This is a genomic window from Halovulum dunhuangense, from assembly GCF_013093415.1.
In the GTDB taxonomy this organism is placed as follows: domain Bacteria; phylum Pseudomonadota; class Alphaproteobacteria; order Rhodobacterales; family Rhodobacteraceae; genus Halovulum; species Halovulum dunhuangense.
The window spans coordinates 295,913-315,100 of sequence record NZ_JABFBC010000001.1; the positions used below are offsets into that span (position 1 = coordinate 295,913).

Annotated in this window: 17 protein-coding genes; 9 read left to right on the plus strand and 8 right to left on the minus strand. The window is 66.4% G+C overall.

From position 1 onward, the window contains the following. Nucleotides 1-72: 72 nt before the first annotated feature. On the minus strand, nucleotides 73-1,086 hold the full coding sequence (locus HMH01_RS01375) for a porin (protein WP_171321757.1): 1,014 nt from the start codon (nucleotides 1,084-1,086) through the stop codon (nucleotides 73-75). Nucleotides 1,087-1,357: 271 nt separating this feature from the next. Between HMH01_RS01375 and HMH01_RS01380 the strand changes: the two genes are divergently transcribed. The 6 genes from HMH01_RS01380 (at nucleotide 1,358) to mutS (ending at nucleotide 9,353) form a co-directional block, all read left to right on the plus strand. Then, a complete protein-coding gene (locus HMH01_RS01380) occupies nucleotides 1,358-1,852 on the plus strand; it encodes a DUF3576 domain-containing protein (protein ID WP_171321759.1) in 495 nt (164 codons plus the stop codon). An 82-nt stretch (nucleotides 1,853-1,934) separates the two neighbouring features. Then, nucleotides 1,935-4,511, plus strand: a complete 2,577-nt coding sequence (gene leuS / locus HMH01_RS01385; RefSeq protein ID WP_171321761.1) for a leucine--tRNA ligase — start codon at nucleotides 1,935-1,937, stop codon at nucleotides 4,509-4,511. Further along, the gene (gene lptE, locus HMH01_RS01390; RefSeq protein ID WP_171321763.1) at nucleotides 4,498-4,998 is read left to right on the plus strand and encodes an LPS assembly lipoprotein LptE; all 501 of its coding nucleotides are present in this window, start codon (nucleotides 4,498-4,500) and stop codon (nucleotides 4,996-4,998) included. Before leuS ends, lptE begins: the two co-directional genes overlap by 14 nt. Continuing rightward, entirely contained in the window at nucleotides 4,995-6,017 is a 1,023-nt protein-coding gene (gene holA, locus HMH01_RS01395; RefSeq protein ID WP_171321765.1) for a DNA polymerase III subunit delta, read from the plus strand. Before lptE ends, holA begins: the two co-directional genes overlap by 4 nt. 14 nt (nucleotides 6,018-6,031) lie before the next feature. Further along, nucleotides 6,032-6,634 carry a glutathione S-transferase family protein gene (locus tag HMH01_RS01400; protein WP_171321767.1) on the plus strand — a complete coding sequence of 201 codons (603 nt, stop codon included), beginning with the start codon at nucleotides 6,032-6,034 and terminating at the stop codon, nucleotides 6,632-6,634. A 94-nt stretch (nucleotides 6,635-6,728) separates the two neighbouring features. Further along, on the plus strand, nucleotides 6,729-9,353 hold the full coding sequence (gene mutS, locus HMH01_RS01405) for a DNA mismatch repair protein MutS (RefSeq protein WP_171325128.1): 2,625 nt from the start codon (nucleotides 6,729-6,731) through the stop codon (nucleotides 9,351-9,353). Between the two features lie 18 nt (nucleotides 9,354-9,371). On the opposite strand, the gene grpE is transcribed toward mutS, so the two are convergent. Continuing rightward, nucleotides 9,372-9,941, minus strand: a complete 570-nt coding sequence (gene grpE, locus HMH01_RS01410; RefSeq protein ID WP_171321769.1) for a nucleotide exchange factor GrpE — start codon at nucleotides 9,939-9,941, stop codon at nucleotides 9,372-9,374. Between the two features lie 24 nt (nucleotides 9,942-9,965). Next, nucleotides 9,966-11,039 carry a heat-inducible transcriptional repressor HrcA gene (gene hrcA, locus HMH01_RS01415; RefSeq protein ID WP_171321771.1) on the minus strand — a complete coding sequence of 358 codons (1,074 nt, stop codon included), beginning with the start codon at nucleotides 11,037-11,039 and terminating at the stop codon, nucleotides 9,966-9,968. A 148-nt stretch (nucleotides 11,040-11,187) separates the two neighbouring features. On the opposite strand from hrcA, the gene rph reads away from it, so the two are divergent. The 3 genes from rph to hemW are packed head-to-tail and all read left to right on the plus strand — an operon-like array spanning nucleotide 11,188 to nucleotide 13,667. Further along, nucleotides 11,188-11,901 (plus strand): ribonuclease PH, encoded by a 714-nt coding sequence (gene rph / locus HMH01_RS01420; RefSeq protein ID WP_171321773.1) that lies wholly within the window; start codon nucleotides 11,188-11,190, stop codon nucleotides 11,899-11,901. A gap of 1 nt (nucleotide 11,902) precedes the next feature. Beyond that, nucleotides 11,903-12,514 (plus strand): non-canonical purine NTP pyrophosphatase, encoded by a 612-nt coding sequence (locus HMH01_RS01425; protein ID WP_171321775.1) that lies wholly within the window; start codon nucleotides 11,903-11,905, stop codon nucleotides 12,512-12,514. Continuing rightward, complete coding sequence (gene hemW, locus HMH01_RS01430; RefSeq protein WP_216366741.1) at nucleotides 12,504-13,667, plus strand: radical SAM family heme chaperone HemW; 1,164 nt, start codon at nucleotides 12,504-12,506, stop codon at nucleotides 13,665-13,667. Before HMH01_RS01425 ends, hemW begins: the two co-directional genes overlap by 11 nt. 3 nt (nucleotides 13,668-13,670) lie before the next feature. Here the strand turns inward: hemW and HMH01_RS01435 are convergent, their stop codons facing one another. From HMH01_RS01435 to mnmE, 5 genes are read right to left on the minus strand one after another with little or no spacing between them, the layout of a single operon-like run. Further along, nucleotides 13,671-14,558, minus strand: a complete 888-nt coding sequence (locus HMH01_RS01435) for a ParB/RepB/Spo0J family partition protein (RefSeq protein WP_171321777.1) — start codon at nucleotides 14,556-14,558, stop codon at nucleotides 13,671-13,673. Then, nucleotides 14,555-15,367 (minus strand): ParA family protein, encoded by an 813-nt coding sequence (locus HMH01_RS01440; protein WP_171321779.1) that lies wholly within the window; start codon nucleotides 15,365-15,367, stop codon nucleotides 14,555-14,557. Before HMH01_RS01440 ends, HMH01_RS01435 begins: the two co-directional genes overlap by 4 nt. Continuing rightward, entirely contained in the window at nucleotides 15,360-15,995 is a 636-nt protein-coding gene (gene rsmG / locus HMH01_RS01445; RefSeq protein WP_246237252.1) for a 16S rRNA (guanine(527)-N(7))-methyltransferase RsmG, read from the minus strand. Before rsmG ends, HMH01_RS01440 begins: the two co-directional genes overlap by 8 nt. Next, a complete protein-coding gene (gene mnmG, locus HMH01_RS01450) occupies nucleotides 15,992-17,860 on the minus strand; it encodes a tRNA uridine-5-carboxymethylaminomethyl(34) synthesis enzyme MnmG (protein WP_171321781.1) in 1,869 nt (622 codons plus the stop codon). The genes rsmG and mnmG overlap by 4 nt, the downstream gene beginning before the upstream one ends. 12 nt (nucleotides 17,861-17,872) lie before the next feature. Continuing rightward, nucleotides 17,873-19,177 (minus strand): tRNA uridine-5-carboxymethylaminomethyl(34) synthesis GTPase MnmE, encoded by a 1,305-nt coding sequence (gene mnmE, locus HMH01_RS01455; RefSeq protein WP_171321783.1) that lies wholly within the window; start codon nucleotides 19,175-19,177, stop codon nucleotides 17,873-17,875. Nucleotides 19,178-19,188 lie beyond the last annotated feature (11 nt).

A 19,188-nucleotide genomic window follows, 5' to 3' on the forward strand; every position in this document is an offset into this window, starting at 1 on the left:
TCCAGGCGATCCGCCCAAAAGAAAAGAGCGGGCCGAAGCCCGCTCTTCCCTGAAGTCAACCGATCCGTCGGATCAGAACGACAGGCCCAGGCCGAAGCCGGCGCGCAGCACGTCGTCAGGCGCGTTGTCGTCGCTGACATTCGAGACCGCCGCAACCAGCTCGGCACCGCCGGTCAGGTCGTAGGTCATGTAGCCCTGGATCACTTCTTCGTTGGAACCGTCGGTGTTGTCAGTCATCTGGTAGGCAACGCCCACACCGATCGCGCCCTGCGAGTAGGTCGCGCCGATGCCATAGACGTCTTCAGCCAGAATACCAGCATCGGCCGGACGGTCGATGTTCTGGTACGACAGGTTCACGCCGAAGGCACCAAAGCCCAGAGCGGTCGACAGACCGATCGCGGTGTGGTCCCCGGTGCCGAGGCCGCCAGCGTCAGCGGTTTCAACGGTCGACAGGCCCAGACCGGCCGAAACCGAGGTGCCGCCGAAGTCGCCACGGTAGGACAGACCCAGTTCGTACACGTCGCTGGTGATCAGCGCGTTCGACACGCCGCCAGCCGAGTCGCCGGTCACGGCATAGGCGCCCGCACGCTGATCTTCCAGACCGATCGACGCGGACACGCCGAAGGCGCCGAACGAGTAGTCGTAGCGCAGGATTTCCGGCGCCAGACCGTCGAGCGGGTTGCCACCGCTGGCCTGGTCGGCTTCGTCCGACAGACCGCCGGCGGGCAGTTCGATGTGCACGCGGTCATAGGCGCCGTCAACGTCGCCCATCGACAGGGTGCCGAACGAACCGGACAAGAAGACCGAGTTCGAGGTCTCGAGGGCCGAGCCACCATCGGTTTCGTCCAGGTCGATGGTCGCGCCGAAGGTCAGGCCGTTGTCGGTCTGGCCGGACAGCGTGAAGGTCACGTCCAGGTCGTTGTGGAAGATCGCGACGCCGTCGGCACCGCCGCCAGCAATGCCGTCGTCGACATAGGTGACGCCCATCTCGGCCGAGCCGGACAGCGCAACGCCAGCGTGGCCGTCGGCATAGGCAACACCAGCCAGGCTGACGATCGCCGAGGTCGCGAAGAGAACGTTTTTCATCGTTTTCCCTCTGTGTTTACTAGGTTCAAGGTGCACCACTATCCAGGCCCACCCGGAAGAGCACGATTGGTAATTGATCCGAAAGCCCCGAACGGTCAAGAACGCCCCAAACCGCCGGGGGCAAACCGCCGAACGTGATGCAAGCATGTCACATATGGTTCAGGCACCGGCGGGCCGCGCCAGGACGGCTCAAAGGGAAAAACCTTGTCCCTGCCCAAGCCAGCCGATAAACGACGAATGGCGTTTTCCAGTACTTCCGGGGAGTGGCGTGATGCATCAGCGACTGAGAACGGCCGGCTTCGCGATCCTGTGCGCGGCGCTTGCCGGCTGCGGCGGCGGTGACGATGCCGCGCGCGACATGAATATCGAACGCCAGCGCGAGAACCTGCCGACCGCCGGCATGGCCGAGCGCGAGTCGTTCCTCAGCCTGTTCACCCCGGTGGACGAAAGCCGCGAGATCAACGTCAACCGCAACCTCTGGCGGGCCTCGCTCGACGTGCTGTCGATGTTCCCGCTCGAGGCGGCCGATCCCTTCTCGGGCGTCATCTCCACCGGCTGGGGCCGCGTCAACGGCGCCTCCGCACCCTACCGCGCGACGGTCTATGTGACGGGCCCCGCGCTCGACGCCCGCTCGCTGCGCGTGGCAGTCTTCCGCCAGTCGGGCGGCAGCGCCGTCGCGGTCAGCGACCAGGTCGCCGCCCAGATCGAGGACGCCATCCTCACCCGCGCCCGCCAGTTCACCGTGGCGGCGCAGGGCCCGCGCTGAACCCGGCGCAGGCCCTCCACGACAGTTTCCGCGCCACGGGCCCGGCCCGGCTGCGCGCCCGCATGACGGAACCCAAGAACAGATGAGCCGATACAACGCCCGGACGGTCGAACCCAAATGGCAGAAACGCTGGGAAGAGGCGGACATCTTCGCCGCCCGGCGCGATCCGGAAAAGCCGAAATACTATGTGCTGGAAATGTTCCCCTATCCCTCGGGGCGCATCCATATCGGCCATGTGCGCAACTACACGATGGGCGACGTGGTCGCGCGCTACAAGTCCGCCAACGGCTTTTCCGTGCTGCACCCGATGGGCTGGGACGCCTTCGGCATGCCGGCCGAGAATGCCGCCATGGCGCAGAATACCCATCCCGGCACCTGGACCTACAAGAACATCGCGGACATGCGCGGCCAGATGAAGCCGCTCGGCTTTTCCATCGACTGGAGCCGCGAGTTCGCCACCTGCGACCCGGAATACTACGGCCAGCAGCAGGCGCTGTTCCTCGACATGCTGGAAGCGGGCCTCGTCACCCGGAAAAGCGCCGTGGTGAACTGGGATCCGGTGGACATGACCGTGCTCGCCAACGAGCAGGTGGAAAACGGGCGCGGCTGGCGCTCGGGCGCGCTGGTGGAACGGCGTGAACTGACGCAGTGGTTCTTCCGCATCTCCGACTATTCCGAGGAACTTCTGGCGGCCATCGACACGCTGACCGGCTGGCCCGAAAAGGTGCGGCTGATGCAGTCGAACTGGATCGGCAAGAGCCGCGGCCTGCAATTCGCCTTCACCCTCAAGGACGCGCCGCAGGGTTTCGACCGGCTGGAAGTCTACACCACCCGGCCCGACACGCTGATGGGCGCAAGCTTCGCCGCCATTTCGCCCGACCACCCGCTGGCCAGGGCGCTGGAAGGCGACCCCGCGATCCGCGCCTTCAACGAGGAATGCCGCCGCGTCGGCACCTCCGAAGAGGCGCTGGAAACGGCGGAAAAGCGCGGCATGGACACCGGGCTGAAGGTGGTCCACCCGCTCGACCCGAACTGGGAACTGCCGGTCTGGATCGCCAACTTCATCCTGATGGACTACGGCACCGGCGCCATCTTCGGCTGCCCGGCCCATGACCAGCGCGACCTCGATTTCGCGCGGAAATACGGCCTGCCGGTGACCGACGTGTTCCGCGCCCGCGGCTCCGACGCCTCCGTGGCCGACGAGGCATTCGTGCCGCAGAAGTCGGAACCGGTGGTCTATCTCCGCCCCATCGCCGGCGAGGAGGAAATGACCGGCGAACGCGCGGTCGAGGCCGCCATCGCCCATTGCGAGGCGATTGGCATCGGCCAGGGCGTGACCAAGTTCCGCCTCCGCGACTGGGGCATCTCGCGCCAGCGCTACTGGGGCTGCCCGATTCCGGTCGTCCATTGCGATAGCTGCGGGGTCGTGCCCGAGAAGAAGGAAAACCTCCCCGTGCGCCTGCCCGAGGACGTGAGCTTCGACCGCCCCGGCAATCCGCTCGACCGCCACCCCAGCTGGCGCGACGTGCCATGCCCCGCCTGCGGCAGGCCCGCCCGGCGCGAGACGGACACGATGGACACCTTCGTGGACAGCTCGTGGTACTACGCCCGCTTCACCGCGCCCCGCGCGACGACGCCCACCGACCCGGCCGAGGTCGAATACTGGATGAACGTGGACCAGTATATCGGCGGCGTGGAACACGCGATCCTGCACCTGCTCTACTCGCGCTTCTTCGCCCGCGCGATGCAGAAGACCGGCCACCTACCGCCCAAGGCGGCCGAACCCTTCACCGCGCTCTTCACGCAAGGAATGGTCACGCACGAGACGTATTCCACCCCCGGCCCGCACGGCTCGCGCATCTGGCACGCGCCGTCCGACGTGATCCGCACCGAGAAGGGCGCCACGCTGAAGGACGGCACCCTGGTCGAGATCGGGCCGGTGACCAAGATGTCCAAGTCCAAGAAGAACGTCGTGGACCCCATGGACATCATCGAACAGTACGGCGCCGACACCGCGCGCTGGTTCGTCATGTCCGACAGCCCGCCCGAACGCGACGTCGAATGGACCGCCGCCGGCGCCGACGCCGCCTGGAAACACCTTCAGCGCGTCTGGCGGCTGGCCGATGAAATCGGCCAAAGCGCCGACGATCCCTCCACTCCGGAGGGTGAGGAGGCGCTCGCCCTCCGCCGCCTGACCCACCGCACCATCCGCGACGTGACCGACGGCATCGAGACATTTGCCTTCAACAAGTCGGTGGCCAGGCTCTACGAACTGACCAACGCCATCGCCAAGGCCGACGCCGCCCTGCCCGGCATGGCCGCCGCCCGGCGCGAGGCGATGCTGGCCCTGACCCGCATGATGATGCCCATGACCCCCCACCTGGCCGAGGAAGTCTGGGAACGCCTGGGCCAGCCCGGCCTCGTCTCGCAATCCGCCTGGCCGCAGGCCGACCCCGCCCTGCTGGTCGAGGACAGCGTCACCCTGCCGATCCAGATCAACGGCAAGCGCCGGGCCGAGATCACCATCCCCGCCGACGCCGACCCGAAATCGGTCGAGGCGACGGTGCTGTCGGATCCCAAGGTGCAATCCTACCTTCAGGGCAAGACGCCGCGAAAGCTGATCGTCGTGCCCGGACGTATCGTCAATGTGGTGGTCTGAGCGCCGCCGCCTGATCCTTGCGGCCGCGGCCCTGCCGGTCCTGGCGGGCTGCGGCTTCACCCCCCTCTACGGCGAAGGCACGGACGCCCGCGACCTGATGGGGCGCATCGCCGTGGACCCCATCGGCACCGACGCCTTCGGCTTCGCGCTGCGCCAGGCGCTGATCGACCGGCTTGGCCCCCCTTCCGCCGCCCCCTACCGGCTGAGCGTCGACACCAGCTTCGAGGAGGACGAGCGCGCCATCCGCTCCGACCGCTCTGTCACCCGCTTCAACCTGACCGCCACCGCGCGCTTCGCCGTCACCGACAGCCGCACCGGCACCCGGGCGACCGAGGGCATCGAACGCGCCGCCGCCGCCTATTCCGCCACCGCATCGCCTTTTGCCACCCGCGCCGCCGAGGAAGACGCCCGCGCCCGCATCGCGGCCAGCCTTGCCACCCAGATCGCGCGAAGGCTGCTTGCCACCGCCGGAACCTGGGCGGAATGAAACTTCCCCCCCGCGACCTGCTCGCCTTCATCCGCAAGCCGGACGCCAGCCGCGCCGGCATCCTGATCTTCGGCCAGGACCCCATGCGCATCGCGCTGCGCCGCCAGGATCTTGCCGCCAACCTGGGCGGCCCCCAGGCCGAGTCGGACATGCGCCTCACCCGCCTTTCGCCCTCGGACCTGCGCGGCGAACCCTCGCGCCTGTCGGATGCGCTGAAGGAACAGGGCTTCTTCCCCGGCCAGCGGGTCGTCACCCTCGAGGATGCGACCGACGCGCTGGCGAAACCCGTCACCGCCGCCCTGGAGGACTGGCGCCCCGGCGATGCCTTCCTGATCGTGACCGCCGGCAACCTCACCCCGCGCTCGGCGCTCCGCAAGCTGTTCGAGAACGCGCCCAACGCCTATGCCGCCGCCGTCTACGCCGACCCGCCCGGCCGGGACGAGATCGAGGCGACGCTCAACGCCGCCGGCCTCAAGGGCGTCTCGGGCGACGCCATGCGCGACCTGACCGCACTCGCCCAGGCGCTCGATCCGGGCGATTTCCGCCAGACCGTCGAACGCCTCGCGCTCTACAAGCACGGCGACCCCGAACCGCTGTCGCCCGCCGACATCGCCGCCATCGCCCCCGCCGTGACCGAGGCGGCCGTCGATGACGTCATTGCCGCCGCGGCCGACGGCGAACTGCCGCTGCTCTGCGCCACGCTGCCCCGGCTGGCCGCGCAGGGCGTGAACCCCACGACGCTGTGCATCGCGCTGCAACGCCATTTCCGCCAGCTTCACGCCGCCGCCAGCCACCCCGCGGGGGCCGAACAGGCGCTTGCCCGCGCCCGGCCGCCGGTTTTCGGACCGCGCCGGGACCGGATGCTGCGGCAGGCCCGCCACTGGGGCCCGGCCAAGCTGGAACAGATCCTGCACGAGATCATGGACACCGATCTCTCGCTCCGCTCCTCCCGCCCGGTGCCCGGACAGGCGCTGGTGGAACGGCTGATGATGCGCATTGCCATGATCCATTCCCGCTGAAAGGACACGCGCCCATGTTGAAGCTGATCGGCCACCCCCGTTCCCGCGCGCTGCGCGTCCTCTGGGCGCTCGAGGAAATGGGCCTGCCCTATGACTACGACCCCGCCCGCCCCGGCGCGCCCGAGGTGGTGGCGCTCAACGGCACCGGCAAGATCCCCGTCCTGCTCACCGACGAAGGCCCGATCAGCGATTCGCTGGCGATCCTGACCTTCCTCGCCGACCGCCACGGGCAGCTGACCCATCCCGCCGGCAGCTATGCCCGCGCCCGGCAGGACAGCATCGCGAACTACATCGTCACGGAACTCGACGCCGCGCTCTGGCTTTACGCCAAGCACAGCTTCGCCCTGCCCGAGGATTGGCGCGTGCCGGACGTGAAGCCCACCGCGCAGAAGGAATTCGCCCGCGCGATGGACCACATCGTCGCCTTCAAGGGCGACGCCCCCTTCGTCGCGGGCGAGATCTTCACCATCGCCGACATCCTGCTCAGCCAGTGCGCGGGCTGGGGCCTTGCCATCCGCATGCAGCTGCCCGGCGGCGATTTCGGCGACTACCTGAAATCCCTGCGCGAGCGTCCCGCGATGCGCAAGGCCATGCAGATCGTCGCGGACAACGCCTGAAACCGGCCTTTTCCCCCGTTGGCCCCCCCGGTAATGTGCCCCGGCACAAGGCAGGGGGCAGACGGGCGTGACGCAGGCAGCCGAAGCGACGCCGATGATGGCGCAATATCTGGAGATCAAGCAGCGCTATCCCGACGCGCTCCTGTTCTACCGGATGGGCGACTTCTACGAGCTGTTCTTTCAGGATGCCGAGGCAGCGGCCGCCGCCCTCGACATAGCACTCACCAAGCGCGGCAAGCATCTCGGGCAGGATATCGCCATGTGCGGCGTGCCCCACCATTCGGCCGAGGGCTATCTGCTGACCCTGATCCGCAAGGGGTTCCGCGTCGCGATCTGCGAACAGCTCGAAAGCCCGGCCGAGGCGAAGAAGCGCGGCTCGAAATCGGTGGTGAAGCGCGATGTCGTGCGCCTCGTGACCCCCGGCACCCTGACCGAGGACAGCCTGCTTCAGGCCCGCGCGCACAACTACCTTGCCGCCTGGTGCACCGTCCGGGACGAGGCGGCGCTGGCCTGGGCCGACGTGTCCACCGGCGACGTGACCGTGACGCCCGCCAGCGCCGTGACGCTGGCGCCGCTTCTGGCCCGTGTCGCCCCCAGCGAACTGCTTGTGGCCGACACGGCGGAACCGGACCTGCGCGAGACGGGCACCCAGATGGGCGTGACCCTGACCGCGCGCCCCGCGTCCGCCTTCGACAGCGCCGCCAGCGCCGAACGCATTGCCAGCCTCTACCGGGTGGACAGCCCCGACGCCTTCGGCAGCTTCACCCGCGCCCAGCTGGGCGCGCTGGGCGCGCTGATCGACTACCTGGACCTGACCCAGCGCGGAAAGCTGCCGCTGTTGCGCCCGCCGGTGCTGGAACGCGCCGGCGGCATCATGCAGATCGACGCCGCGACGCGGGCCAACCTGGAACTGACCCGCTCGCTGTCGGGCAAGCGCGAGGGGGCGCTCCTGTCCGCGATCGACCGCACCGTGACCGGACCCGGCGCGCGGCTGCTCGAGGCGCGGCTCACCAGCCCCTCGACCGACCTTGCCCAGATCGGCGCGCGGCTGGATGCCGTGACCGCCTTCGTCGAGGATCCGGGTCTGGCGTCGGACCTGCGCGAGATGCTGCGCAAGACGCCCGACATGGAACGCGCGCTCAGCCGGATCGGGCTGGGCCGGGGCGGGCCCCGCGATCTTGCCGCGCTGCGCACCGGCCTCGCCCGGGCCGAGGATATCGCGGCCCGGATGCCCGACACTTGCCATACAGTTGCCATACGCGAAGCATACGCCGATCTGACGGGTCACGAGGCGCTTCTGGCCCATCTCGAGGCGGCCCTCGTGGCGGAACCCCCGCTGCTGGCCCGCGACGGCGGAATGATCGCCCCCGGCTATGATCCCGAGCTGGACGACACCCGCAGACTCAGGGACGAAGGGCGCGGCGTGATCGCCGGGTTGCAGGCCGAGTATGCCCGCCGCGCCGATGTCAACTCCTTGAAGATAAAGCACAATAATGTGCTGGGCTATTTCATCGAAACGCCCGCGACCCATGCCGCGAAGATGATGGCCCCGCCCTTGTCCGAGGTGTTCATCCACCGCCAGACCACCGCGAACCAGGTCCGCTTCACCACGCTGGAGCTTTCGGAACTCGAAACCCGCATCCTGAACGCGGGCGGCCACGCACTGGAACTGGAAAAGCGCATCTTCGACCGCCTCTGCGCCGAAGTTCTTGATAACGCACCACGAATCGCCACCACCGCCCGGGCCCTCGCGGCGCTGGACCTGTTCACGTCGCTTTCCGACCTCGCCATCCAGGAAAACTGGACCCGCCCCCGCATCGACGATACCCGCGCCTTCCACATCACCGGCGGCCGCCACCCCGTCGTGGAACAGGCGCTCCGCCGCAGCGGCGCCGCCTTCGTCGCCAACGACTGCGACCTGACCGCCGACGGCACCGATGCCCGGCCGGTCTGGCTGCTGACCGGCCCCAACATGGCGGGGAAATCGACCTTCCTGCGCCAGAATGCCCTGATCGCACTTCTCGCGCAGGCCGGCTGCTACGTCCCGGCCGACGAGGCGCATATCGGCATCGTGGACCAGCTGTTCAGCCGCGTCGGCGCGGCGGACGACCTGGCGCGGGGGCGGTCCACCTTCATGGTCGAGATGGTCGAGACCGCGGCGATCCTGAACCAGGCCGGGCGCAACGCGCTGGTGATCCTGGACGAGATCGGTCGCGGCACGGCGACCTATGACGGGCTGTCCATCGCCTGGGCGACGCTGGAGCATCTGCATGATGTGAACCGCTGCCGGACGCTTTTTGCCACGCATTACCATGAGCTTACCGCGCTTGCGGAGAAGCTGGCGGGGCTGCGCAACGCGACCGTCGCCGTGCGCGAATGGGAGGGCGAGGTGGTCTTTCTGCACGAGGTGCGGGAAGGCGCGGCCGACCGGTCCTACGGGGTGCAGGTGGCACGGCTGGCGGGCCTGCCCGATGCGGTCATCGCCCGCGCCCGCACCGTGCTGGAGGCGCTGGAGGAAGGCGACCGCGGCCAGGGCGGCAAGGCGAAGGCGCTGGTGGACGACCTGCCGCTGTTCAGCGCCGCACCCGCGCCGATGCCGGTCAGGGAGAAGCCGTCGCCGGCGCTGGAGCGGCTGCGGGCGGTCTTGCCCGACGAGCTGACCCCGCGGGAGGCGCTGGAACTGATCTACGAGTTGAAGGCGATGGACGGGGGCGGCTGAGCGCCCCCGGGGACCGGTTCAGCCGCCGGAGGAGACACCGACCTGCGCGGGACGCAGAAGCCGCTCGCCGATGGTGAAACCGGGCACCATGACCTGGATGATCGCGCCGGCGGGCTGACCCGGCACGGGGGCCTCGAACATGGCCTGGTGCAGCTTGGGGTCGAACCGGTCGCCGACCTGCGGCTCGATCTTTTCGATCTTGTGCTTGTGGAACGCGCCCAGCAGGTCGCGCTGGGTCAGCTCGATCCCCTCGACCAGGCCGGCGGCCTGTTCGCGCAACGTCTCGTCGATGGCATCGAGCGCACGGTTCAGGTTGTCGTGCACCGACAGAAGATCGCGGGCGAGACGCACACCGCCATAGAGTTCCGCATCGCGGCGGTCGCGATCGGCGCGCTTGCGCAGGTTCTCGGTCTCGGCCAGCGCACGCAGGAGCCGGTCCTTCAGCTCGTCACGCTCGCTTGCGAGGGCAGCGATCTCGGCCTGGAGGTCGTCATCCTCGGGGGCGGCGTCCGACTCGGCCTGATCTTCGGCGAGTTGCGACGAAATATCTTCGGGATCGTCCAGCGCGATGTCTTTGTCCTTGGCCATTTCCGGTCTTCCAGTTTGTTTCGTTCAGCCGTTGCGACGCGATATGAGCCGCCCGACAAGCTGCGCCGTGTAGTCCACGATCGGCACGATGCGCCCGTAATTCTGCCGGGTCGGACCGATCACGCCGACGGCGCCAACGATTCTGCGTTCCGCGTTCATATAGGGAGAGACGACCAAAGATGAACCCGAAAGCGAGAAAAGCTTGTTTTCGGACCCGATGAAGACACGCACCCCGTCGCCCTGCTCGGTCAGGTCGAGAAGCTGCGCCAGGTCGCGCTTGCGCTCGAGATCGTCGAAAAGGCGGCGAATGCGATCGATCTGGGCAGGATCGCCGCTTTCGCCCAGCAGGTTGGACCGCCCGCGCACGATCAGGCGGGCCTCGTCCATCTCTGTCTCTTCGGTCCAGACGGCGGTGCCGGTTTCGATCAGCGCGGCGGCCAGCGCGTCAAGTTCGCGCCGGTGCGCCTCGATCTGTTTTTCCACCACGCCACGGATATCGGACAGCGTACGCCCCTCGAGGACGGCGTTCAGGAAATTGGCCGCCTCGCGCATGGCCGACGGTGTCAGCCCCATGGGCGGCGTGAAGAGGCGGTTCTCGACATTTCCATCGGCGAAGACGAGCACCACCAGCACCCGCTCGGCCGACAGCGAGACGAATTCCACATGGCGGATCGGCGCTTCGGACTTCGGCGCCAGCACCAGGCTTGCGCCATGGGTCAGGCCCGAAAGCAGCGAGCCGGCACGGTCGAGCATGGCGCCGAGATCGGGTTCGTTCCCGTCGAGATAGCGCTCTATCTCGGTCCGCTCGTCCATCGAGATCTCGCCCACCTGGAGGAAGCCGTCGAGAAACAGGCGCAGGCCACGCTGGGTGGGCACGCGCCCGGCGGAGACATGGGGGCTGTCCAGCAGGCCCAGATGTTCGAGATCCTGCATGGTGTTGCGGATCGTGGCGGGCGACAGCGTTTCGCCAAGACTGCGCGACAGGGTGCGAGAGCCTACCGGCTCTCCGGTATCGAGATAACTCTCCACGAGGGTCTTGAAGATATCGCGGCTGCGCGCATCGAGCACGAAGCCGTTTTCGTTCCCCTGTCCTTTCATGGCCGGTCTGTACCCCGTGTAACCCTTGCAATGATGTATGAGCCGGGACCCCCGCGGTCAATCGGCGCCGGGAACGCGGACCCCGCGCCGGGTGGACGCAAGCGGGGAAAGCCGCTATGCGATCCGGCGAATGACAAGGAGAGATCACATGCGCCCATCGGGCAGGAACCCGGCCGACCTGCGACCGGTCACGATCGAGACGGGGATCATCAAGCATGCGGCGGGGTCGTGCATGATCCGCTGCGGCGACACGCATGTGCTCTGCACTGCCTCGATCGAGCCGCGGGTGCCGCCATTCCTGAAGGGCTCCGGGCTGGGCTGGGTGACGGCGGAATACGGCATGCTGCCCGCAGCGACCAACACCCGCAACCGGCGCGAGGCGCAGGCGGGCAAGCAGTCGGGCCGCACCCAGGAGATCCAGCGCCTGATCGGCCGCGCGCTGCGTGCCTGTGTCGACCGGGTGGCGTTGGGCGAACGGCAGATCACCGTCGATTGCGACGTGATCCAGGCCGATGGCGGCACGCGCTGCGCCTCGATCACCGGGGGCTGGGTGGCGCTGCGGCTGGCGGTCGATGCGCTGCTGAAGACCGGGGATATCCGTACCGATCCGCTGGTCGATCACGTTGCGGCGGTAAGCTGCGGCATCTATGGCGGTGTGCCGGTGCTGGACCTGGACTATGCCGAGGACAGCGAAGCCGGGACGGATGCGAATTTCGTGATGACAGGCCGCGGCGGGCTGGTGGAAGTGCAGGGCTCTGCAGAGGGGGCGCCGTTCAGCCGGGACGAGCTGAACACGCTGATCGACCTTGCCGAGGGTGGTATCCGGGAGCTGGTCGCAGCGCAGAAGGGCTGCCTTGCCTGAGATGCTGACGCTCGGTTCGGATACGCTGGTACTGGCGTCGCACAACGCGGGCAAGCTGCGCGAGATCGCCGATCTGCTGGCACCCTTCGGACTGACCGTGCGTTCGGCTGCGTCCTTCGGGCTGGAGGAACCGGCCGAGACCGAGGACAGTTTCGAGGGCAACGCGCGGATCAAGGCGCATGTGGCGGCGAAGGGAATCGGCCTGCCCGCGTTGAGCGACGACAGCGGGCTGGAGGTCGAGGCGCTGGATGGTGCGCCGGGCGTCTATACCGCCGACTGGGCGGAAACGCCCACGGGCCGCGACTTCGACATGGCGATGGAGAAGCTGTGGCAGCGCGTGCAGGAGACGGGCGCGGCGGACCCGCTTCGGGCGCGGTTTGTCTGTGTGCTGTGCCTGGCCTGGCCCGACGGCAGCGACAGGATCTACCGTGGCGCGGTCGAGGGGGTGCTGGTCTGGCCCAAACGCGGCGCGCGCGGCTTCGGCTTCGATCCGATGTTCCAGCCGGTGGGCGAGACCGAGACCTTTGGCGAGATGGACCCGAGCCGAAAGCACGAGATGAGCCACCGGGCGGTGGCCTTCGGCAAGCTGGTGGCGGATATCCTTGGGCGCTGAGCCGGTAGCGATCGAGGGTGGCTTCGGGGTCTATGTGCACTGGCCCTTCTGCGCCGCCAAGTGCCCCTATTGCGACTTCAATTCCCATGTGCGGCAGGGCGTGGACCAGCGCCGCTGGGCGGATGCGCTGTGCCGCGAGATCAGGCATCACGCAGACCTGCTGCCGGGGCGACGGGTGGACAGCGTTTTCTTCGGGGGCGGCACGCCCAGCCTGATGGAGCCGGCGACCGTGGCGGCGGTGATCGACCAGATCGCCGCAGGCTGGGATCTGGCGCCCGAGGCGGAGATCACGCTGGAGGCGAACCCGACATCGGTCGAGGCGGAGCGGTTCCGAGGCTATGCTTCGGCGGGTGTGAACCGGGTCTCGATGGGGATCCAGGCACTGCACGACGCGGATCTGCGCCGGCTGGGACGGCTGCACAGCGTGGCAGAGGCGCGGGCGGCGTTCGATATCGCGCGCGCAAGCTTCGCTCGGGTGAGCTTCGATCTGATCTATGCGCGGCAGGACCAGACGCTGTCGTCATGGGAGGCGGAACTGACCACGGCGCTGGGAATGGCGGTGGACCACCTGTCGCTCTACCAGCTGACGATCGAGGCTGGGACGGCGTTTGGCGCGCTCCACGCGCGTGGGCGGCTGCGTGGCCTGCCGGCGGACGACCTGGCGGCGGACATGTATGCGCTGACACAGGAAATCTGTGCCGCCGGGGGCATGCCTGGCTACGAGATATCCAACCATGCGCGGCCAGGGGCGGAGAGCCGGCACAACCTGGTCTACTGGCGCTATGGCGAGTATGCGGGTGTCGGACCCGGCGCGCATGGGCGGATCATGCTGGACGGTACGCGGCACGCCACAGAGACGCTGAGGATGCCGGAGCGCTGGCTGGAAGCGGTGGAGACGACCGGGACGGGCATGTCGCTGCGCGAGGCCATTCCCGCCGCCGAACAGGCCGAGGAATACCTGATGATGGCCCTGCGGCTGGCGGAGGGGGTCGATCTGGATCGGTATCGGCGTCTGGGCGGGCCGGACATCGACAGGAGCGCGGTCGAGGATCTGACGGCACTGGGGCTGCTGCGCGCGGACGAAGTGCGGCTGCGCGCAACGGACAGCGGTCGCCCGGTCCTGAATGCCCTTCTGCGGCGGTTGCTCGCCTAGGCTTCAGCTGCCTGACAGGATCTGCAAGAGCCGGTCGAGATCATCGAGGCTGCGGTAGCCTATGCGCAATGTGCCGCCATCCCCGGCGGAGGCGTGCTCGATACGGACGGGCATCTTGAGGTGGGCGGACAGATCGCCCTCGATCGCGCGGGTGTCCGCGTCTTTCTCTGGCTTAAGTGATTGTTTTTTATTGTTTTTACTTTCCGAAGTCTTCTTGGTGAGCGCTTCTGTCTGACGCACCGACAACTGCTGGGAAATGACGATCTGCGCCAGTGCTGCGGGATCCTCTGCTGTTATCAGGGCACGCGCATGCCCTGCGGACAGCCGCCCCGCCCGAAGATGCGCGAGCACGGACTCGGGCAGGCCAAGCAGGCGCAGCATGTTCGCGATATGGCTGCGGCTCTTGCCCAGCGCTTCGGCCAGCGCCTCCTGGGTATGGCCGAAACTTTCCATGAGCTGGCGATAGCCCTGCGCCTCTTCGACGGCGTTGAGGTCGACACGCTGGATATTCTCGACGATGGCGACCTCGAGCACTTCCTCGTCGGAGAAGTCTCGGATGACGGCGGGCACCTCGTGGATGCGGGCGCGCTGGGCGGCGCGCCAGCGACGCTCGCCTGCAACGATCTGAAAAAGGTTCGGATCGCCCGGATCACGACGCAGGATCAGGGGCTGGATGATGCCGCTACGCGCGATGGAGCGCGCAAGCTCGTCAAGCTCGGCATCGCCGAAGCTTCTGCGGGGCTGGTCGGGGTTGGCGCGGATCCGTTCGATGGGGATCATCTGCTGGCCCGTGCTGCCGCGAGGTGAAGCTGCTTCCTCGAGCGGCCCGGTGTCGGCAAGAAGCGCCGACAGGCCGCGGCCAAGACCTTTGCGTTCCGTCTTTCGTGTCATGCGCGATCACCCTTTGCCGAACCGCCACGCCCGAGACGTTGGCGCAGTTCGCGCGCCAGCTCTATATAGGCGAGGCTTCCGCTGCTGCGCGGATCATAAATCAATACGGGAACACCATGCGATGGCGCCTCGCTGAGGCGCACATTGCGGGGAATCACGGTCCTGAAGACCAGGTCTCCCAGCGTCTCGCGCACATCATTCTCGACATCTGCGGTCAAGTTGTTGCGTTGGTCATACATGGTCAACACAATTCCTTGGGTCACAAGGCGTGGATTGGAACTGGCCCTGACCTCTCCGACGCTGCGTAGAAGCTGGCTTATCCCCTCGAGCGCGAAGAACTCGCATTGCAGAGGGACAAGAACCCCATCGGCGGCGACAAGCCCATTTACCGTAAGCAGGTTGAGCGAGGGGGGGCAGTCCAGCAGGACAATATCGAAGCCGCGTATCGCATCATCGTGAAGCGCCGCCTGCAGGCGCCCGATCCGATCCCTTTCGCCTGCCAGTTCTATGTCGACCGAGCTGAGATCCGACGTCGCCGGCACGATGGACAACCGGTCGAACCGGGTCGGGCGAATGGCAGACGGCAGATCATCCTGGCGCATCAGAAGGTCGTAGCTGGACACATCCCTCTGCGAGCGGTCGATCCCAAGCCCGGTGGAGGCGTTGCCCTGCGGGTCCATGTCTATCAACAGAACCCGCTCGCCCAGGGCAGCCAGGGCGGCACCAAGATTGATGGTCGTGGTTGTCTTGCCAACGCCCCCCTTCTGGTTCGCGATAGCCAGAATCCGGGGTGAGCGGGTGTCAGACACGCCTGAAATCTCCGATCCGCAGAATAACGCCGGACGGGTCGGACCGGCTTTGAATGACCTCTGGTTCTACATGCCAGAGGGCGCGGGCCTCAGTCAATTCATCCTGGTAGCGACGGCCTTTCAAGAGCAGGGCCGTGCCGTTCTGCGCGCGGTGGCGTTCGGTCCAGGCGAGAAGCGTTCCGAGTGGTGCGAGGGCGCGGGCGCTCACTACGTCGGCTTTCACAGGAGCAGCATTCTCGATTCGCTCGGTCACGACGCGGTAGGCGAGGCCCAGCTCACGCGCAACGGTCTGAAGGAAAACGCTCTTGCGAAGATCGGACTCCATCAGTGTAAGATCAAGGTCGCGGGCTTGTTCAGCCGCGAGAATCGCGATGACGACGCCGGGAAGGCCGCCTCCGGAACCCATGTCGAGCCAGATCCGGGCGTGCGGCGGGCGCAACGGCCAGAGCTGTGTCGAATCCAGGATGTGCCGATCCCAGATCTCTGCTGTTGTTCCCTTGCCGATCAGGTTGATCCGCTTCGTCCATTTCAGCAAAAGATCGACGTAAGCCTTTAGCCTTTCGGTTGTTTCACGTGAAACATCCATCTCGGCCAGGATCCGCTGCAGCGCATCTGCATCGCCCATCATGCGCTTTGCCGGCGCTGGATTCGTTGGATTTCTGCAAGGACCAGCGTAAGCGCCGTGGGTGTCATCCCCTCGATCCGTCCCGCCTGGGCAAGCGTCTCGGGGCGAATGCGCGCAAGCTTCTGTTGCAGTTCCGTGGACAAACCATGGACGGACGCATAGTCGAGACTGTCAGGGATCCCCCGCGCCTCTTCTTGCCGCAGAAGCGCAACATCCTGCTCTTGCCGTTTGACGTAGTGCATGTACCGCGCGTCGGTCGTTATCTGTTCGCGAATTTCGGGGTCTACGGCGGCGAGACTGGGCCAGATCGCAGCCAGCTGGTCCCACTCAACCGTCGCCTGCGACAGCAGCGCAAGGGCCGATCGCCGTTGCCCATCCTGGTTGACGGCCAGCCCATGCCGCGCCGCCTCTGTAGGTGTAAGCGAAAGCCCTTCGGCAAGCGACCGGGCCTGGGAAAGGGACTCCATCTTGCGCTCGAACCTGTCACGCCGCGCTGCCGAGGCTATGCCCAGTTCGATTGCCTTTGGGGTAAGTCGCTGATCCGCATTGTCAGCCCGGAGAAGAAGCCGGTATTCGGCACGCGACGTGAACATCCGATAGGGTTCAGTCACACCGCGCGTCACCAGATCATCCACCAGCACACCGATATAAGCATCGGCACGATCGAAGACGACAGGCGCCTTTCCCAGAGCATTCAGACCGGCGTTCAGACCTGCGACAAGCCCTTGGGCGGCAGCCTCTTCGTACCCCGTGGTGCCGTTGATCTGGCCAGCAAGGAACAGTCCGGGATGATCCGCCAACTCAAGCGTGTGTTTCAGCGCCCGAGGATCGACGTAGTCATATTCGATGGCATAGCCCGGCTGCACGATGCGCGCATTCTCGAGGCCAGGAATGCTGTGGACATAGGCTTCCTGCACATCGGCCGGCAACGAGGTCGAGATCCCGTTGGGATAGATCACCGCACCGGACAACGTTTCAGGCTCCAGAAAGACCTGGTGCGACTCCTTGTCGGAAAAGCGCATGACCTTGTCTTCGATGGACGGGCAGTAGCGCGGCCCAACACCGGCGATATGGCCCCCATACATGGCCGACCGGCCGATATTCTGGCGGATCAGGTCATGGGTTCGCGGTGTCGTATAGGTTATTCCACAGGAAATCTGCGGTTGTGCGGCACGGGTGGAGAGAAAGGAGAAAAGCGACGGGTCGTCATCCGCCGGCTGCATCTCGAGGCTCGACCAGTCGATGGATTTACCATCCAGCCGCGGTGGTGTTCCCGTCTTGAGTCGCCCAAGCGGCAGACCATAGGCGTCAATCCGGTCAGCAAGCGCAATCGCGGGCTTGTCGCCCATCCGGCCACCTGGCCGGGACACATCCCCTATATGGATGACACCGCGCAGAAATGTCCCTGTCGTCAGGATCACGGCATGTGCGGCAATCTGTGATCCATCCGCCAGGATTACACCTGCAATCCGGCCGTGTCGCTCGATAAGATCGCTGACCTCGGCTTCGATGACGGCAAGATCGGGTCGCTCCCGAAAGCATTCCTGCATCCCGAGACGATACAATTCGCGGTCTGCCTGTGTGCGCGGGCCGCGCACCGCCGGCCCCTTGCGGCGGTTCAAGAGGCGGAACTGGATACCGGCAAAATCCGCTACCCGGCCCATCACACCGTCCATGGCATCAATTTCACGCACGAGATGGCCCTTGCCAAGGCCACCGATCGCAGGGTTGCACGACATTTCCCCAATACGATCGAAACGGTGTGTCACCAGCGCGGTCCGCGCGCCCGTGCGATATGCGGCATGTGCAGCCTCTGATCCGGCATGACCGCCACCAATCACGATGACATCGAACGCTTCATGTTTCACGTGAAACACTCCTTATTTCCCGAGGCAGAAGCTGGTGAAAATCTCGTCCAGCAGCGACTCGACATCGATACGACCGACCAGAGCATCAAGATAACGCACGCCAAGGCGTACGTCCTCTGCCGCAAGTTCACTTGCTTCCTGCCCCTGCGACAGATGGGCAAGCGCCGTACACAGATGCCCGCGCGCCGTCTCCATCGCCACCTTGTGGCGCAACCGGATCGCATCGCTAGCCCCGGATACCCGCCCTTGCAGCGCTACGCTGATTGCCTGCGTTAGCAGATCCAGCCCCTGCCCGGTCTTTCCCGACAGAACGGGATGAATGAAGGGACCATTTGCCAGATCCCCCTTCGCGTGGAATGCAAGATCCTGGCCCTGATGGAGGTCACGAAACTCCGTCGGCAGTTCCGGCCCATCGACCAGAAATACGCGAAGATCAGCCTGCGCCGCGCGCTTTCGCGCACGCTCGATCCCAAGCGTCTCGACCGGATCATCCGAATCCCGGATGCCAGCCGTATCGAGCAGCGTCACCGGAAGCCCGGATATGTCCATTCGGACCTCGATGACGTCGCGGGTCGTCCCCGCAATCTCTGACGTTATGGCTGCCTCTCGCCCGGCCAGCGCGTTGAGCAGCGTGGACTTTCCGACATTGGGGCGTCCGACGATGGCAACCTCGAAGCCCTCTCGCATCCGCTCGGCTGCCTGCGCCCCCTTGAGCTGCCGGTCGAGATCATCGACCACACCGTGAAGGTGTCCTTGCACTTCTGTCAGAAGATCGCCCGGCAGTTCCTCGTCTGCAAAATCGATCGTCGCCTCTAGAAGGGCCAGCGCCCTCAGCAACGCACCGCGCCAGCCTGCGCAGCGGTCCCCCAGCGAACCTTGCATGACCCGAAGCGCCTGCCGGCGTTGAAAGGCCGTTTCAGCGTCCAGCAGATCTGCCAGGCCTTCGACCTGCGTAAGATCGAGACGCCCGTTTTCCAACGCCCGCCGGGTGAATTCGCCTGGATCAGCCAGTCTCAATCCCGGCTGGCGGGCAAGGACATCCAGCAGCGCATCCTGGACGGCGATGCTTCCATGAACTTGAAATTCAACGATCTTTTCGCCGGTAAAGCTGCGCTCCGAACCGAAGACCAGCACCAGCGCTTCGTCAAGCACCTCGTCACGGTCGCAATCGCGCAGCAGGCGCAGGCCCGCGCGTCGCTCATCGGGCAAGGTTCCGCAAATCCGCGCCGCAGCCACATGCGCCTGCGGGCCGGAAACCCTTATCACCGCTACACCAGCGCGGCCGCGGACCGTCGAAAGTGCAAAGATCGTATCCATCATACTCTCCG

What these genes read in the sequence shown, in the direction of transcription:
- HMH01_RS01375 (WP_171321757.1), bottom strand. Translation starts at nt 1,086, where the DNA reads ATGAAAAACGTTCTCTTCGCGACCTCGGCGATCGTCAGCCTGGCTGGT.
- HMH01_RS01380 (WP_171321759.1), top strand. Translation starts at nt 1,358, where the DNA reads ATGCATCAGCGACTGAGAACGGCCGGCTTCGCGATCCTGTGCGCGGCG.
- leuS (WP_171321761.1), top strand. Translation starts at nt 1,935, where the DNA reads ATGAGCCGATACAACGCCCGGACGGTCGAACCCAAATGGCAGAAACGC.
- lptE (WP_171321763.1), top strand. Translation starts at nt 4,498, where the DNA reads ATGTGGTGGTCTGAGCGCCGCCGCCTGATCCTTGCGGCCGCGGCCCTG.
- holA (WP_171321765.1), top strand. Translation starts at nt 4,995, where the DNA reads ATGAAACTTCCCCCCCGCGACCTGCTCGCCTTCATCCGCAAGCCGGAC.
- HMH01_RS01400 (WP_171321767.1), top strand. Translation starts at nt 6,032, where the DNA reads ATGTTGAAGCTGATCGGCCACCCCCGTTCCCGCGCGCTGCGCGTCCTC.
- mutS (WP_171325128.1), top strand. Translation starts at nt 6,729, where the DNA reads ATGATGGCGCAATATCTGGAGATCAAGCAGCGCTATCCCGACGCGCTC.
- grpE (WP_171321769.1), bottom strand. Translation starts at nt 9,941, where the DNA reads ATGGCCAAGGACAAAGACATCGCGCTGGACGATCCCGAAGATATTTCG.
- hrcA (WP_171321771.1), bottom strand. Translation starts at nt 11,039, where the DNA reads ATGAAAGGACAGGGGAACGAAAACGGCTTCGTGCTCGATGCGCGCAGC.
- rph (WP_171321773.1), top strand. Translation starts at nt 11,188, where the DNA reads ATGCGCCCATCGGGCAGGAACCCGGCCGACCTGCGACCGGTCACGATC.
- HMH01_RS01425 (WP_171321775.1), top strand. Translation starts at nt 11,903, where the DNA reads ATGCTGACGCTCGGTTCGGATACGCTGGTACTGGCGTCGCACAACGCG.
- HMH01_RS01435 (WP_171321777.1), bottom strand. Translation starts at nt 14,558, where the DNA reads ATGACACGAAAGACGGAACGCAAAGGTCTTGGCCGCGGCCTGTCGGCG.
- rsmG (WP_246237252.1), bottom strand. Translation starts at nt 15,995, where the DNA reads ATGATGGGCGATGCAGATGCGCTGCAGCGGATCCTGGCCGAGATGGAT.
- mnmE (WP_171321783.1), bottom strand. Translation starts at nt 19,177, where the DNA reads ATGGATACGATCTTTGCACTTTCGACGGTCCGCGGCCGCGCTGGTGTA.